This window comes from Marivirga tractuosa DSM 4126 (assembly GCF_000183425.1).
Classification (GTDB): Bacteria; Bacteroidota; Bacteroidia; order Cytophagales; family Cyclobacteriaceae; genus Marivirga; species Marivirga tractuosa.
In genome coordinates this window covers 2,912,722-2,928,946 of the sequence record NC_014759.1, presented here as the reverse complement: position 1 = coordinate 2,928,946, position 16,225 = coordinate 2,912,722, and the positions used below count along the sequence as shown (strand labels likewise).

12 protein-coding genes are annotated in these 16,225 nt (G+C 35.9%); 7 read left to right on the top strand and 5 right to left on the bottom strand.

What is annotated here, in order from left to right:
* Positions 1 to 31: 31 nt before the first annotated feature.
* From FTRAC_RS12370 to FTRAC_RS12360, 3 genes are all read left to right on the top strand, one after another.
* Positions 32 to 1,819, top strand: a complete 1,788-nt coding sequence (locus FTRAC_RS12370; protein ID WP_013454595.1) for a glycoside hydrolase family 15 protein — start codon at positions 32 to 34, stop codon at positions 1,817 to 1,819.
* A gap of 63 nt (positions 1,820 to 1,882) precedes the next feature.
* Entirely contained in the window at positions 1,883 to 2,635 is a 753-nt protein-coding gene (locus FTRAC_RS12365) for a zinc-dependent peptidase (protein WP_013454594.1), read from the top strand.
* A gap of 13 nt (positions 2,636 to 2,648) precedes the next feature.
* Entirely contained in the window at positions 2,649 to 3,524 is an 876-nt protein-coding gene (locus FTRAC_RS12360) for a CPBP family intramembrane glutamic endopeptidase (protein ID WP_013454593.1), read from the top strand.
* Positions 3,525 to 3,552: 28 nt separating this feature from the next.
* Here the strand turns inward: FTRAC_RS12360 and FTRAC_RS12355 are convergent, their stop codons facing one another.
* Positions 3,553 to 4,095 (bottom strand): hypothetical protein, encoded by a 543-nt coding sequence (locus tag FTRAC_RS12355; RefSeq protein WP_013454592.1) that lies wholly within the window; start codon positions 4,093 to 4,095, stop codon positions 3,553 to 3,555.
* Positions 4,096 to 4,269: 174 nt separating this feature from the next.
* On the opposite strand from FTRAC_RS12355, the gene FTRAC_RS12350 reads away from it, so the two are divergent.
* The 3 genes from FTRAC_RS12350 (at position 4,270) to FTRAC_RS12340 (ending at position 7,486) form a co-directional block, all read left to right on the top strand.
* Positions 4,270 to 5,493, top strand: coding sequence for a PDZ domain-containing protein (locus FTRAC_RS12350; RefSeq protein ID WP_013454591.1), 1,224 nt, complete (start codon positions 4,270 to 4,272; stop codon positions 5,491 to 5,493).
* 196 nt (positions 5,494 to 5,689) lie between these two features.
* Positions 5,690 to 6,610, top strand: coding sequence for a YihY/virulence factor BrkB family protein (locus tag FTRAC_RS12345; protein WP_013454590.1), 921 nt, complete (start codon positions 5,690 to 5,692; stop codon positions 6,608 to 6,610).
* Positions 6,611 to 6,823: 213 nt separating this feature from the next.
* Complete coding sequence (locus FTRAC_RS12340; RefSeq protein ID WP_013454589.1) at positions 6,824 to 7,486, top strand: hypothetical protein; 663 nt, start codon at positions 6,824 to 6,826, stop codon at positions 7,484 to 7,486.
* A gap of 27 nt (positions 7,487 to 7,513) precedes the next feature.
* Here the strand turns inward: FTRAC_RS12340 and FTRAC_RS12335 are convergent, their stop codons facing one another.
* The 4 genes from FTRAC_RS12335 to FTRAC_RS12320 form a co-directional block, all read right to left on the bottom strand.
* On the bottom strand, positions 7,514 to 8,257 hold the full coding sequence (locus FTRAC_RS12335; RefSeq protein WP_013454588.1) for a TMEM175 family protein: 744 nt from the start codon (positions 8,255 to 8,257) through the stop codon (positions 7,514 to 7,516).
* A 123-nt stretch (positions 8,258 to 8,380) separates the two neighbouring features.
* Positions 8,381 to 8,977 (bottom strand): lipoprotein signal peptidase, encoded by a 597-nt coding sequence (locus FTRAC_RS12330; RefSeq protein ID WP_013454587.1) that lies wholly within the window; start codon positions 8,975 to 8,977, stop codon positions 8,381 to 8,383.
* A gap of 2 nt (positions 8,978 to 8,979) precedes the next feature.
* Complete coding sequence (ileS, locus tag FTRAC_RS12325) at positions 8,980 to 12,342, bottom strand: isoleucine--tRNA ligase (RefSeq protein WP_013454586.1); 3,363 nt, start codon at positions 12,340 to 12,342, stop codon at positions 8,980 to 8,982.
* Between the two features lie 2 nt (positions 12,343 to 12,344).
* A complete protein-coding gene (locus FTRAC_RS12320; RefSeq protein WP_013454585.1) occupies positions 12,345 to 14,783 on the bottom strand; it encodes an efflux RND transporter permease subunit in 2,439 nt (812 codons plus the stop codon).
* A 156-nt stretch (positions 14,784 to 14,939) separates the two neighbouring features.
* Between FTRAC_RS12320 and FTRAC_RS12315 the strand changes: the two genes are divergently transcribed.
* A complete protein-coding gene (locus FTRAC_RS12315) occupies positions 14,940 to 16,067 on the top strand; it encodes an NAD(P)/FAD-dependent oxidoreductase (RefSeq protein ID WP_013454584.1) in 1,128 nt (375 codons plus the stop codon).
* The last annotated feature ends 158 nt before the right edge of the window (positions 16,068 to 16,225 follow it).

Below are 16,225 nucleotides of genomic sequence, written 5' to 3'. Positions count from 1 at the left end.
TAAAAATTACGGACTTTAAGAAATCAAGAATATGCAAGAGAGACATACCTACGACCTTGGAATGATTGGCAATTGTGCTTATTTGGCACTTATCGGAAAAGATACGGACATTAAATGGATGTGCATGCCCCGATTTGACAGTTCATTTATTTTTGGCAGTTTGATTGGCGGGGAAAAAGGAGGAGAATTTTCCATTAAGCCCACTTCAGAAAACTATAAAGTAACCCAAGCATATATCCCCAATACAAATGTATTGGAAACAATAGTGGAAACGGATGAATTTGCCTATAAAATCACTGATTGTGCGCCACGTTTCCGCCAGTTTGATCGCTATTATCGACCTCAAATGTTGATCAGAAAAATCGAGCCTTTAAGAGGCTTGCCACAATTGAGGGTAGTTTGTAATCCAGTAGGAGATTATGGACAGAAAAAATTGACTCGTGAAAGGGGAAGCAGCCATATTCGCTATTTTGGATTACCTGAAACCTTGCGACTGACCACAAATATTCCAATCAATATGGTCATGGACAGCAGTCCGTTTGTGCTGACCAAGACACGCTATATGGTGATGACCTATGGTGCTCCTTTAGAAGCAGAATTGCAGGAGACGGCTGAAAATTTCATTAGTAAAACCATTTTCTATTGGCAAAATTGGGTAAAATCCACCAGTATTGGGCAACATTATCAAGAAGAGGTCATCCGTTCATCTTTAGCACTAAAAATTCACCAGTATGAAGATACAGGAGGAATCATTGCCTCGCCTACAATGTCTTTACCTGAATCACCTGGCAGCACCAGAAACTGGGATTATCGCTATTGTTGGATGCGAGATACTTACTACACCCTTACCGCTTTCAATAATATTGGGCACTTCGAAGAGATGGAAAATTATTTTTTATATCTCACCAATATTCCAATGCGAGGCAAAGAAAGAGTTCAACCACTCTATAATTTGGTGGGAGAAGGCACTATAATAGAGAAAGAGCTAGATCTGCCAGGTTATATGGGAAATCAACCGGTTCGTCTTGGTAATGACGCCTACACTCACATTCAAAATGATGTCTATGGCCAAATATTACTAGCTATTTTGCCTCTCTACACAGATAAGCGATTTGCTAATATGGAGAAATCCCAATCTTCTTATTTACTACAGACTATATTAGATAAAATTGAATTTACAATGGATGAGGCTGATGCTGGTTTATGGGAATTCAGAAACCTGAAACAAAAACATGCCTATACTCATCTTTTCCAATGGGCTGGGAGCCATGCTGCTATGAAAATAGCCAGAGAAATTGGAGAAATTGAACTAGGAAGAAAAGCGGAGAAATTATTGAAGCAAGCTGCTGCTCATCTTGAGAAATGTTATGCGCCAAACCGAAAAGCTTATGCACAAGCTGAGGGAGTGGATAGAATGGATGCCAGCACTCTGCAACTCATTATGATGAATTATATTCCGCATGATAGCCAAAAAGCTAAAGATCATCTTAAGGCATTAGAGGAAGACTTAAGAGTAGGAAAAGGCTTATTTTACAGATATAAGCATGCAGATGATTTTGGTGAACCAGAGACCACCTTCCTGATTTGTGCCTTTTGGTATGTGGAAGCACTTGCTTGCGTGGGCAGAACAGAAGAAGCAATGGAAGCTTTTGAAGAACTAGTGGGCTATTCTAATCACGTGGGCTTGTTAAGTGAGGATGTAAAATCATCAGACGGTTCCATGTGGGGAAATTTCCCGCAGGCTTACAGCCATGTAGGTTTGGTAAATGCTGCTTACAGAATAAATAATAAGTTGGACAAACCTGATTTTTTGCCTTAAGTTTTGGTTGATTATATATTTTTAGCAATTGCTTTATCTTTTCCGTTATTAATCGTCCTTTTAATGTTGAAGGCAGTGAGGGATGTGATAAAAGCAACCTTAAACTATTTCGGAATTTTCGGCCTCGGCCGTCTTAATCAGGAACAAGTAAGGAAGCTCAAAAAGTATTCTCCATATTTTAGGCAACTGAAATTGCAATATCAGAAAGAGTTTATGTGGCGAGTGAGTCAGTTCATTAGCGCTAAAAAGTTCGTTTCTAGAGGGATGGAGGAAGTAACAGAAGAAATGAAAGTAGTGGTGGCTGCTTTGTCTGTTCAAATAACTTTTGGGCTTCCTCGTGTATATCTTGCACACTTTAAGAAGATTCTAATCTATCCAGATAATTACTATTCTACTATTAATAAACAATATCACAAAGGCGAGGTGAATCCTCGATTTGGGATTATAGTTCTGTCATGGAAGAACCTGGTAGAAGGCATAGCAAATGAATCGGATGGTGTGAATTTAGGTATACATGAATTAGCCCATGCCATTCATCTCGAAAACAGAATTTCCAATTATGAGTATGGTTTTTTAGATCAGAATTTATGGAAGAAATATTATGACCTTGCTGAATTTGAAATGTTTAAAGTAAAAGAAGGAGATACTTCGATGTTTAGATCTGCTGCTGCTATTGATCATCATGAGTTTTTTGCAGTTCTCCTTGAGAACTTTTTTGAAAGGCCCAAAGCCTTGAAAGCTTATAGTCCGGTTCTGTATGAAAAGACTACTAAGTTGTTGAAGCAGGATCCCTTAAAATTGCTTATGAATAATTAGAAAGCCTAAATAAATGAGAACCACCAAAATGAACCATAATGGATGGTTACGAGTCTTAGGAATCATCATCCCATTTTGTATTACCTTATTATTTTTTCAATATTTGATAGGGGAAATTGTAGGAATTGAGCTTTTTAAATTTGATGCTACAAGAACTATAGAGAGAAGTCTTCTTACTGTTTTTTCTTTTTTGATTACTACCCTTTTTACTGTTTGGCTATTTGTCCGTTTTGTGGATAAAGAACATCCAACTTCCATAGGGTTAAGCTTTAAAAACAGAACTTCAGATTTGTTTTTAGGTTTGGGACTCGGACTGCTCATTATGGGATTAGGCTTTCTTATATTATTAATTCTAGGAGAAATAAATTTTCAAAAATTCCATTTTGATCCAGGGGAATTATTCTTAATGCTTTTGCTTTTCATCATGGTGGCAATAGCAGAAGAAGTCTTGTTTAGAGGCTATGTACTGAAAAACTTCATGCTTTCTTTCCCTCCTTTTCTGGCATTAATTATCTCTTCCTTGCTATTCTCTTTAATGCACGGTTTTAATCCGAATACTAGTTTCACAGGATTTACTAACTTATTTTTAGCGGGAGTATTATTGGGTTTACCATACCTCTATAGGAGAAATCTTATGTTCCCTATTGCACTCCACTTTAGCTGGAATTTCTTTCAATCTTTGTTAGGATTTAATGTAAGTGGAAGCTCTTCTTACTCTTTAATTGAGTTTAAAATTCATCAGGAAACGTTGCTAAATGGTGGTGCCTTTGGTTTCGAAGGATCGACTCTAGCCATTGTTGCTCACCTAATTGCCATTATTTGGATTTGGATCTATTATCAAAGTAAAAAATCAATTAAGCCATCGAGTATTTTCAGAAAGGATATATAAAAGACAAGATTTTAATTCAGCAATAGTTTCAATCTCTTCTGTCTATTACATACGGATTGTCTAGTTCTAAAAGCCCAGATATTGAAATGCCATTCTTATCTTCTCCGACAAAAGAGATCTTAAAGTAGCCTGCTTCATCGTCATAATCAAGATTAACGGTTCCTTTTGATAATTCAAAATACTCTTCTTGATCCATTTGGTCAATTCTTCGGAATTTGAAATTGAGAATATCCTTATTTTTGCTCGAATCTTTATTATAGATATCCATCATCGTTTTAGGCTTCTGTTTCTTTGTTCCTAATTCATATCTATGTGATTTCATATCATAAATACTATTTGAAAGTATAGTGATTTCTGCTATGGTACCTTCACCTTTCGGATTTACGATGTAAACTGCAATGCCTTTGTCTTGAAAAGATAGCCGGGAATCAGATCGCTTCATAGCATCAAAAGTGTAACTTTCCCCCTTAATTTTCATATTAAGCTTACCTGAGAAATCAGTTTTATTCGGAAAGGTGCCTGAAGTGAAAATCAATAAAAACAATACAAATGACGAGGTGTGGGTTTTCATAAGTTCCTTTTTTGTCTCTATAAGTTAATAAAAATTAGGTAAATATTTTTAATTCATCACTTAAGAGTTTTTTTATTTCAACAGTATGAATAGTTTTGATCAATATTTGATTCAACTGTTTTCACTTTAAACATCCTTTCAAAACGAACCATAATTACAAGATTTTAGTAAAAAATGATAAAAAAAGGCCTTAAAATTTTTGCGATTTCATTCGCAGTCTTGCTACTTCTATTCATTTCATTTATCTACTTGATGTATTCTAATTTTGAAAAGTTAGGACATGCTGAAATAGTGAATGAAAATCATAATGATACAATTCCCTTTTACTATTCAAATTCAGGGCATATTTTAATAGATGTAAGCCTAGAAGACGATACGACAACATATCCTTTTATTCTAGATAGTGGGGCAAGTAACATAATCTTTAATAAGGAAGATTCAGATATTGAACTAGAGAATGATGGTTTTTCATTTGGAATAGGTGCAAGTAGAAACTTTTTCTGGTCAAGAATAAAAAAGCTGGATAAGATTCAATTGGGAAGTTTGACTTTTGAGAACATTCATCTAAAGTCTGTAGATTATAATGCAGAATGTTTTGAAGCTTATGGTTTAATAGGTACTGGAATTATGCGCCATCTTGATTGGCAAATCGATTTTGAAAAGAGCGTGATCATTGTTTCTGATGAAATCAATAAGGATTCTATTTCTCCAAATGCGTTGAAATTCAAACTTTCGGAAAACTCTTTTGGACATCAATTGAGAATACCTATTAAATTATCTGAATCAGGACAAATAATAAGCCCTTTAGTTGATTTGGGCAGTAATTCAAATTTGAGTATTGATGAAAATTACATTATAGAGGATTCCTTATCATTTGATTCAAAAAGGTTTTATGGTAGTGGTGCTTCTGGTTTAGGCGATGCAGTAGATGAAAAATTTGAAGGAAGGATTTATTTAATTGACACGCTCAGTTTTGTGGGTTCGGGTCATAGTATAAATAATTTCCCAATTAGCGCAGAATCTAATAGTCTAAATTTATTGGGTCTGGGGTTTTTCAAAAAATACAAAACTACCATCAGCTGGAAAGATGATCTACTTTTCCTTGAGCCTAATGATTCTGTTCAGAATTTCCTTGGTAAAACTGCTGGGATGGGAACTCGTTTTGTTAAGAAGCATAAAAAGATAATGATCAGTTCATTAACGGAAGATTCTCCTGCTACTAAATCGAACTTATCAATAGGAGATGAAATTTTGTCAGTAAATGGCTTAAGCATGTTTAATGAGCAAGAATACTGTGATATGCGGAATTCTATTTCTGGACAAGATACTCTTACCATTGAAGTAAAGCATCAAGATACTGTTAGAAATGTGCAGATTATAAAGCGAGCTATTTTTTAGGGATTAAATCAACAAAATACCACAGCTGAGACCTTAAGGGAGAAACTACTTTGTTAACTTACTATGAAAAATGCCACGGCTTTTTTCTACTACAATTTGAGTGTGATATAAATGGCGAGATATTAATTACACTAATCTTATTCTTATTCTACTCGTTTGCCTTATTACTCAATAAAACAATCCGAGAATTATAAAAATGGCTAAATTTTTAATTAAGTGGTTTCAAATATTTAAGAACTCAGGCATTAAATTCTTTGAAGAAAACCCATTTAAACACAGTGCTTCAACTGCTTATTTCACCATATTTTCCTTACCTGCTATTGGCCTGGTCGCCATTACTGTTGCAGGATATTTCTATGAAGATGATGTGGTTAGAACCCAGTTTTTGGATCAAATCAACCAATTAATGGGTGAATCTAGTTCTGAGCAAATCGATAGTCTGTTGTCCTCTGCCACAGTACAATCTGACCGTGTTTTATTTCAAATAATAGGGATAGGCACTTTACTTTTTAGTGCCACTACAGTATTTATTTCTTTACAAGATAGTTTGAATACCATCTGGAGCATTAAAGCAAAACCTAAAAAGGGGATTGTAAAATTTATAATCAACAGATTACTTTCTTTGGCGATGATAGCTGCTTTAGGCTTTCTACTTTTGGTTTCTTTGTTAGCAGATACGGTCATCTCATTTATACAAACACATATAAAGGAGATTTTAGACGGAGCAACCATTTACATCATTCAGATCATGAATATTGCCATATCCCTTGGCTTTATTACCCTAGTTTTTGCCATAATATTTAAAGTCCTTCCTGATGCTAAACTTAAATGGAGAGATGTTTGGGTAGGTGCTTTTGTAACCACCGTGTTATTTGTAGCAGGTAAATTTTCTTTAGGCTTCTATTTAGGAACTGCGAATCTTACAGATTCTTATGGAGCAGCTGGGTCTTTTGTAGCTATATTGGTTTGGGTTTATTATTCTGTATTAATTCTATTATTTGGCGCACAGGTTACTTTTATTTATTCTAAGGAAATGGGAAGGATTATTCTACCAAAAGAGGGGGCAGTTGCAGTGAGTGTTACAGAAGTTGAAAGGGAAAGGGGTACGGCTGAATAATTATATTTCGATCATCTCTAATCAAAACCCCTCAATTTCAAAATCAATTGTATGAAGTAAGTATTAACCTAAAATCAATTCATAATAGAATTCATTATTTTCTTTTCATAAGCTATAGGTTTTGTACCTTTGCATTTCAGCTAAACAGTTCACCCAATAGCTTTGGGTCTTATTAATTCTTAGAATATATAAAAATTAGGTAAAGAGGAGAAAATGAAGGAGGAAAACAAAAACAGTTATGAAGCGCTTAAAACTTTATATTATTCAGGCAAGGTAAGACCATCTCTTAATAAAATTACTGCAGAATTAGAAAATGATCCTGAAAATTTAGCCTTGACACTATTGGCATGTCAGGTATTAGAAAGAACAAAAGAATTTGATCGTTTATCTTCCTATGCAGATACAGTTATTAAGTTATCTCCTGAAATTTCTGATGGTTATTATTATAAGGGTGTTGCCTTACAATTTGTGAAAGGCAAAGAACAAGAAGCCTTAAAAAATTTAAATAAAGCCCTTAAAATAGATCCAGAAAATGCACTCTACCTAAAGACTAAGGCCTCTACTCATCTTTCGCTATTTAAAGACTTTGATTTACCCTTAAAGTTTGCCGAACAGCACAGAGTAAAATCTGAAACATCTTTATTAAAAGTAATTGAGTTAATAGAGAAAAAGGAAAACCCTAGTTATAAGGAATTCTATATCCTAGCTGAAGTAAACATGATGATTGACTTAGCTCTAAATGCCAAAATGTATTACTTAAAAGCCGTAAATGCTTATGAGGCAACTGATGAATCAGAACAGAATAAGAATATCTATAAAGATATCATTAAAGCGCAGAAGAAGTGTATTAAGCAGCTAGAGAAGTTTACTGAGTAACTTTCCGATCCTCAAATTGATGTCACACTAATCCTGGAGAAGCCTCCTGGATTTCTTGGATGTAATCCTTCCAAAAACAATCATTATTGGCACGTAGAGAAAATATAAAAATCCGCTTAAAATCGTGGTTCTAAAATTGCCCCATGGATCTATGAGCGTAATTATTAACGATAGCAAAGGAACGGAACACATTAATAAATTTGCAATAATACTGCTTTTGGTATCAAATATTTCGTAACTGTTTAAATCAAGAAGTGATTTCATTTTATAGGCTCTCCAATACATCAAAGAAAACACCAAGAAAATGGCAAAGGCTCCTAAACCATAATTAACCATTAATAGTTTTAGATTTTGGTGGCTGTACTCACCAAATCGTGAGAGGTCCGTTTCAATTATACCAAAAATACCTCCGTATATCTCGGATAGAAATCTTGCTAAAAATTTTAATGGGTATACGTATACCAAAAGAACAAATAATAAGATAGTATTGAGCAAAATTGTAACCTTGTCTTGGAGACCGTATTTCAAAAAGAATATGTAGTGCTGGTACCAAATCACTATGATCAATGCTACGCAAATGGCGAATGGAATCACATCGCGCATGGATGCCCATAGATCCTCAAAGGTTTCTGGAATAGTTGAAGATAGAACCAAGAGTGTAATCGCTAAAGCAAAAACCGCATCGCTAAAAGTTTCTATCCTAGTTTGCTGTTTGCCCCTAAAAGAAAAGTTGGGATTTAACCCTACTACTGTTTCAAAAACTTTCCTCATAAGTGCTCTTCCTATTTGTCTATCTATGATAAAATACTTTTTCTAATGTAGCAGTAATTGAGGTAATATCAAAACAAAAAGGCACTATCAATTTTCACTATTTCTAATTATGCCTACAGAAAATTATTCCGCAACTTCCTGCTTCACCGCCTTAAAAAACTTCTTCTGGAAAATCAAAATTACAGCTACTCCGCAGAAAATTGCAGCATCTGCAATATTGAAGATTGGCCAGAGGGAAATATAATCTCCTCCCCAAAGCGGCACCCAGTCAGCTACTCGGCCTTCCCAGATGTCAATATAAAACATATCCACAACTTGGCCGTGGAACCACGGAGAAATGGCGTTATAAGGTGCATTGTCCAACCAAACTCCATAGAAAATACTATCAATTAAGTTACCAATTGCTCCGGCTAAAACCGCTGCCATACTCCAGAGAACACCCGGGTGTGTTTTTTCTTTAGCTAATTTATAGAGATAGTAAGCAATGAAAAACATAGCGACCAAGCGGAATAAGCTTAAGCCTAATTTGCCATATTCAGAGCCAAACTGCATGCCGAAAGCCATTCCTGGATTAAGTGTATAGTATAATTTAAACCAGTCGCCAAAGACTTCAATTTGCCCGGCTATGCCCATTTCCATATTAGTATGAACCCATAGCTTAACGGCTTGGTCAAGGGCAATTAAAAAGAAAGTCAGTAAAAAATATTTTGCGTATTTCACTTTTATAGGTTTTTCACCACTACGGACAACTCAATTCTTAAATCGTCTATCTCTATTTCTGTGGTTTCGGTTAAATTTTCAGCCAAATCTAATGAAACTGCCTGAGTTTCGGAACAAATGTAATCTTTGTTTTGTGAAATGGCTGTGTCCACTAATTCATTTCCTTGTTTGACAGCCACTGCTATTTTATCCTGAACCTCCAATCCTTTCTCTTTTCTTAGGTTTTGGATACGGTTCACCAAATCTCTAGCAAAGCCTTCCCTTCTTAAATCATCATCTATGCTAATATCTAAAGCAACAGTTATGCCAGCCTCAGATGCAACGGACCAGCCCGGAATATCCTGAGAAGTGATGTCAACATCCTCCAAAGTCAAAGTATGCTGTTCGCCATCTACTTCTATTTCGAATGCATCATTCTGCTCAATTTTAGCAATTTCTTCCTGTCCCCACTGGTTGATGATTTGAGTAACCGCTTTCATTTTAGGTCCAAAATGCTGTCCTAGTTTTCGGAAGTTAGGCTTTACATTCTTCACTAAAACACCTGAAGCGTCATCTATATACTCAATAGATTTAACATTCACCTCGGAGATAATCAAATCCTCCACTGCTTCAATTTGCTTGCGTGTTTTATCATTTAAAACAGGCACCAATATTTTATGTAGAGGTTGTCTTACTTTGATTTTCTGTGCTTTACGAATAGAATGTGTTAATGAACTGATATGTTGCGCCAAGAACATGCGCTCCTCCAAATCTTTATTAATAATATTCTCATCTGCAACTGGGAAATCTACCAAATGCACAGATTCAAAATCCATCCTGTTGCTTATATTATTCAAACTCTGGAATAAATTATCCATATAGAAAGGAGCAATTGGGGCACTTAATATGGCGATGCTTTCCAAACATTCATAAAGCGACTGATAAGCTGCTTTTTTGTCTTCGTTGTATTCTCCCTTCCAGAAACGCTTACGATTTAGCCGCACATACCAATTACTCACATCATCCTGAACAAAATCCTGGATTAAGCGAGCAGCACGGGTAGGCTCATAATCATCATAAGCAACATCAACTGCTTTCTTTAAGGAATTTAGTTTTGATAAAATCCAACGGTCACTTTCTGTTCGTTTTTCTAATGGAATGCTTTCGCCTTCGAAAGTGAAACCGTCCAAATTGGCATATAGCGCAAAGAAATTATAAGTGTTTTGAAGGGTTCCGAAGAACTTTCTTTGCACTTCTTCTACACCCTGCAAATTGAATTTCAGGTTGTCCCAAGGATTAGCATTGGCGATCATATACCAACGTGTGGCATCAGGACCGTATTTCTTTATTGTTTCAAAAGGATTGATGGCATTGCCCAATCTTTTGGACATTTTATTCCCTTCTTTGTCCAACACTAAACCGTTGGCTATAACATTTTTGTAAGCCACTGAATCGAACAACATTCCTGAAATAGCATGCAAAGTAAAGAACCAACCACGGGTTTGATCTACTCCTTCGGCTATGAAATCAGCAGGATAGTTTTTATCGAAAGTCTCATTATTCTCAAAAGGATAATGCCATTGCGCATAAGGCATAGCACCTGAATCAAACCAAACGTCAATCAAATCAGGTTCACGGAACATTTTCTGACCAGATTCACTGGTTAAAATCACATCATCAACATATGGGCGGTGCAAATCGAAATCTTCCGCCAATTCTTCTTCCATAAAACCTGCTTTCACAGATTTATTCACTTCATTTCTTAATTCTTCTAAAGAACCGATACAAATCTGCTCTTTACGGTCTTCGGTTACCCAAATTGGTAAAGGAGTTCCCCAATAACGTGAGCGACTTAAATTCCAGTCTACTAAGTTCTCTAACCAGTTCCCAAAACGACCTTCACCAGTTGAAGCCGGTTTCCAGTTGATGGTTTTGTTTAGCTCCACCAATCGATCTTTCATGGCAGTTGTTTTGATAAACCAAGAATCCAATGGATAATATAATATCGGCTTATCTGTTCTCCAGCAATGCGGATAAGAGTGCTCGTGTTTTTCTACTTTGAATGCCTTATTATCTTCTTTTAATTTGATGGCAATCAGTACGTCAGTCGGTTTGAAGTCAGGATCATTACGAGTGGCATCGTCATAATATTCTTCTTTCACATACTTGCCAGCAAAATCTGTTACCTCAGTAACAAATCTTCCTTTTTTGTCTACCAAAGGCGTATCTTTTCCTTGCTCATCCTTCACCATTACGGCAGGGACGTTATTTTGCTGCGCTACTTTAAAGTCATCTGCACCAAAAACAGAAGCGGTGTGTACAATTCCAGTACCATCCTCAGTAGTTACGAAATCACCAGGAATTACACGGAACGCATTTTTCTCTAAATCTTCAGAAGTGACATAAGGCATCAATTGTTCATAGCGAGTTTCCACTATATCTTTACCTTTAAAAGTCTGGGCGATCTCAAAAGGAACTAATTTATCACCTGCTTTATAGTCGTCCAGTTTTAAATCCTTGGCTTTGGCATTGAATTGTTTGCTTACCAAATCTTTAGCTAAGACAACCGATACTGGCTCGAAAGTGTATTGATTGAAAGTTTTAACTTTTACATACTCAATTTTTTCGCCCACTGCTAGTGCACAGTTAGAAGGCAATGTCCATGGTGTTGTAGTCCATGCGATAAAGCGAACATCTTCCTCCTCACTTTCAAAAAGGAAAGCCGATTTATCATCTTTTTTCACTGTGAATTGAGCCGTAACGGATGTGTCTTTCACATCACGATAGCAACCAGGCTGATTCAATTCATGTGAACTTAAACCAGTTCCTGCAGCAGGAGAATAGGGCTGAACAGTGTAGCCTTTATATAATAAATTTTTATCGTGAAATTTCTTCAGCAAATGCCACAGGGTCTCCATGTATTTGCGATCGAAGGTGATATAAGGATCATCCAAATCTACCCAATAGCCCATTTTTCGGGTCAAGTCATCCCATTCGCCTTTGAATTTCATGACTGCTTTTTTGCATCTATCATTATATTCGGCAACAGTGATTTTCTTGCCAATATCTTCTTTGGTGATGCCCAGTTCCTTTTCCACTTGCAATTCAACAGGTAACCCATGGGTATCCCACCCGCCTTTTCTTTTTACCTGAAAGCCTTTTAAGGTCTTATAGCGGCAGAAAATATCTTTAACGGCACGAGCCATCACGTGGTGAATACCAGGAGTACCATTAGCTGAAGGTGGCCCTTCATAAAATGTAAAAGTCGGTTTTCCCTCACGAGTAGTCATTGATTTCTGGAAAATGTCATTCTTATTCCAAAACTCTAGGACTTCATCTGCCAGCTCGGCATAATTCAGATTTTTGTATTCTTTATATTGACCCATTTTTATGATTCTTTCTGATCCTCTGGCTTATAAGGAACTTTAGGTTCTGCTTTTTTAATTCTTTTAATATTGATCTCTTCGTCTTCAGCTTCCATATAGAAGTCGTCATCATATTGCTCAATTAATGGATGACTTCCTTTCCTTCGTTTTCCATCATCAAATGTGAGCAAGAGAGAAGGTAAAACTAGTAAATTGGTAAGCATTGCCACCAAAAGTGTGGTGGAAGTTAAAGCTCCCAATGCTACTGTACCTCCAAAACTTGAAGTCACAAAAATAATAAAGCCAGCAAAAAGCACAACAGAAGTATAAATCATACTTTTGCCAGTTTCTTTCAATGTTTTGGTTACCGCAAGGGGCACAAAGAAATTATTGGCAAACAATTCTTGTCTGTATTTTGCCAAAAAGTGAATAGTGTCATCCACAGAAATACCAAATGCAATACTAAATACTAGAACAGTACTTGGCTTTAGTGGTACTCCTAAATAGCCCATCAAACCACCGGTTATTAACAATGGAATGACATTAGGAATTAATGAAATTACAATCATTCTAATATTTTGGAAAAGGATACCCATTACTATAGCAATAATTCCAAAGGCTATTAAAAGACTAAACCTTAAATTCTCAACCAAATACTCATTCCCCTTAATAAATATAGGTGTTGTACCCGTAATATGAATATCAAAATCATCTCCCTCAAATATTTCATTCATTCGGGGTTTGATTGATTCTTCCAAGAGGACATTCATTTTATCCGAACCGATATCCGCTATCTTCAATGAAATCCTCATGGTCGAGAGCTCCTCATCAGTAAAATTACTCATTACGGAAATATCATCTTCATCTTGTTGAAGATATCGCATGATAAAATTGTAATCTCTTGAATTCGGTAAATCATAGAAAGCTGGATTGCCATTATAATACGCTTGACGAGCAGCTTTTATCATATTTACCACAGAAAGGGGCTGACTAATAGAGGGAATACTATCCAAAAACTGTTGGAATTCATCCACTTTCCTAAGCGTATTCCTTTGTACAATCCCTCGTTTGTTCTTAGTATCTATTACTATTTCCAGTGGCATTATTCCACTGAAGTTATTCTCAAAAAAACGTAAATCCTGAATAGTTTTGCCATCTTTAGGCAAATCATCCACCATGTGGCTTATGGAATTTAATCGGAAACCGCCAATAAATGCGATAGCTACAATTACCACTGTAAAGAAATAAATAATCGTTCTGTGATAGTGGACAGATTTATTAAGCCACCTTAAAGCATAATCCGTCATTTTGAAGTTCATATGCTTCAACTGCTTTTTCCCAGGTTCTGGCAAGTAGGAGAAAACGGCAGGAATTAAAATAATACTGACAATAAAAGTGGCAAATATGTTGATCCCTGCTACAATACCAAATTCTGTTAATAGCTTAATCTCAGTAAAAGCTAAAACTAAAAATCCAACAGCAGTTGTGAAATTAGTAATCAAAGTTACTATCCCAATCTTCCTAGTAATCGTACTGATGGCTTTTATTTTATTTCCATGCTCCTCAAATTCCTGATGGTATTTGTTTAGTAAGTAAATGCTATTTGGTATTCCAATGACGACTATTATGGTTGGAATCAGACTGGTTAAGATCGTGATTTTGTAACCGAGTAAATCAAGGGTCCCCACAGACCAAATTACTACAGAGAAAATTACCAATAATGGGAAAAGCACTGCATCCCATGAGCGGAAAAAAGCTAACAAAATAAGTGCTGTTACGATCACAGAAAGCACCAACAATTGAATTATTTCCTGTCGGACTTTGCTCATCATCGTAGAGCGCACAAACGGCAGTCCTGCATAATGTAATTCTATCCCGGTCTTTTCTTCAAAAGCATCGCCCAATTGAGTGATGTCAGACATTAATCTTTCTCTTTCAGGAGAATTAAATATTTTTTCGTCTAAAGTGATGATGATAGCAGTAGCACCGTTTTCTTTATTCAGTAATTGAGATGAAAAGAATTTTTGCTCTTTAATTTCCTGTAATAAGCTATCGAGTGTTGCTTGGTCTTCAGGCAAATCCTGCACTAAGGGCTTCATCTCGAATTTACGCTCTTCTGTATTCTTTTGAAGTTTTTGTATATTTCCAATAGACAGAATATTATTTACTCCTTTTACATCTTTCAGAGCTTCTGAGAAATACTGAAGCCTAGCAAAACTTTGAGGGGTGTAAAGCGAACTATCTTTAATTCCAAGAGCAAGGATATTATCATCAACCCCGAAATTTTCTTCAAATTCTTTTAAAGCTTTATAGTCTTGATCCGTTTCAGGAACCAATTTTGCTAAGTCATAATCCAACTCTACATTTCGGGCACGATAACCCATAAAAATGGTCACCAAAACCAAAATAATGATGAGCGGTAGTCGATATTTTATTACGTTATGCGCTAGTTGTGTCCACATATTTTTAAACAAGCCACAAAGGTAATGATTTTTCCAGTCGAGTCACTCCAAAAACCATGCTTTTCAGCTTGAATGTAGTATTTTTATGTATTTTAATATTATAATGTAAAACTACTTGACGAAGAGAGTGTTTAAGAGTTATTAAAAATCAAGATTTTGGATAAAAATAAGATTCCGGTAATAGTGGTTGGTGGTGGTTTGGCAGGATTGATTTCTTCCATTTGTCTCCAAAAAGCAGGAGTGAATACACTTCTAATTGAAAAGAAAAGCTATCCCTTCCACCGGGTTTGTGGTGAATATATTTCCAATGAAGTAAAGCCTTTTTTGGAAAGAATGGATTTATTCCCAGAGCACATTAAAACTTCAAAGCTCAGCCGTTTTAAATTATCAGACATTAAAGGAAATCTTGCAGAAGTTGAATTGCCTCTAGGTGGTTTTGGTGTTAGTAGATATCGGCTTGATGAGTTTTTATATCAAAAAGCATTGAATGCTGGAGTGGAAGTCAAAACCAAAACTGAAGTGAATGATATAAGATTTAATGAAAATGAATTTACTGTCAGTTTGAAAACTGGAGAAAGTCTCACTTCTGAATTTGTCATCAATGCTTATGGTAAAAGGTCAAAACTAGATAAAGTTTTTGACAGGGATTTTATTAAAAGGAAATCTCCATTTCTAGGCGTAAAATATCATGCAAAAGTTGATTTCCCTAAAGATGTGATTGGGCTCTATAATTTTAAAGGAGGTTATTGTGGAGTTAGTCATGTGGAAGATGATAAAGTCAATATCTGTTATTTGAGTAGAAGGGAAAATTTGAAAGGCTATGGGGGAATAGCTGAAATGGAAAAAGCAATTTTATACCAAAACCCAATATTAGAAAAGATTTTGGAAAATGCTGAAATGCTCTTTGAAAAACCGGAGGTGATAAATGAGATTTCATTTGAGAAAAAAGATTCTGTAGAAAATCATATGCTGATGGCCGGGGATACTGCAGGGCTCATCACTCCACTTTGTGGAAACGGAATGGCAATGGCAATTCATAGCGGTTATTTGGCCAGTACTTCCATTATCAATTTCTATCAAGGACAATTGAGAAATAGGCATGAAGTTGAAAGTGAGTATAGCACTGTATGGAAAAAGAACTTCTCTAAAAGATTATGGGTGGGTCGTAAAACGCAAAACCTATTTGGAAATCAAATGAGAGCTGGGCTATCTGTAGGGTTTGTAAGGAACTTTCCTTCATTGGCGAAAAAGCTTATACAGCAGACGCATGGAGATGTTTTTTGAGGAATGATAAATGCTAATGGTGGGTGTTTAGTGTGCCACCCGATCATGGTTATAGATGTAAATATTTCTGGCAGATGGCTTATTTGCTACCTGTCTGTTCCGTGCGTCATCCCTGCGGAGGCAGGGATCTATTAATTTTAACCAAAGGTTAAAATATT

Excerpts from the sequence above, each read along its gene's own strand:
- FTRAC_RS12370 (WP_013454595.1), top strand. The coding sequence starts at position 32 with ATGCAAGAGAGACATACCTACGACCTTGGAATGATTGGCAATTGTGCT.
- FTRAC_RS12365 (WP_013454594.1), top strand. The coding sequence starts at position 1,883 with ATGTTGAAGGCAGTGAGGGATGTGATAAAAGCAACCTTAAACTATTTC.
- FTRAC_RS12360 (WP_013454593.1), top strand. The coding sequence starts at position 2,649 with ATGAGAACCACCAAAATGAACCATAATGGATGGTTACGAGTCTTAGGA.
- FTRAC_RS12355 (WP_013454592.1), bottom strand. The coding sequence starts at position 4,095 with ATGAAAACCCACACCTCGTCATTTGTATTGTTTTTATTGATTTTCACT.
- FTRAC_RS12350 (WP_013454591.1), top strand. The coding sequence starts at position 4,270 with ATGATAAAAAAAGGCCTTAAAATTTTTGCGATTTCATTCGCAGTCTTG.
- FTRAC_RS12345 (WP_013454590.1), top strand. The coding sequence starts at position 5,690 with ATGGCTAAATTTTTAATTAAGTGGTTTCAAATATTTAAGAACTCAGGC.
- FTRAC_RS12340 (WP_013454589.1), top strand. The coding sequence starts at position 6,824 with ATGAAGGAGGAAAACAAAAACAGTTATGAAGCGCTTAAAACTTTATAT.
- FTRAC_RS12335 (WP_013454588.1), bottom strand. The coding sequence starts at position 8,257 with ATGAGGAAAGTTTTTGAAACAGTAGTAGGGTTAAATCCCAACTTTTCT.
- ileS (WP_013454586.1), bottom strand. The coding sequence starts at position 12,342 with ATGGGTCAATATAAAGAATACAAAAATCTGAATTATGCCGAGCTGGCA.
- FTRAC_RS12320 (WP_013454585.1), bottom strand. The coding sequence starts at position 14,783 with ATGTGGACACAACTAGCGCATAACGTAATAAAATATCGACTACCGCTC.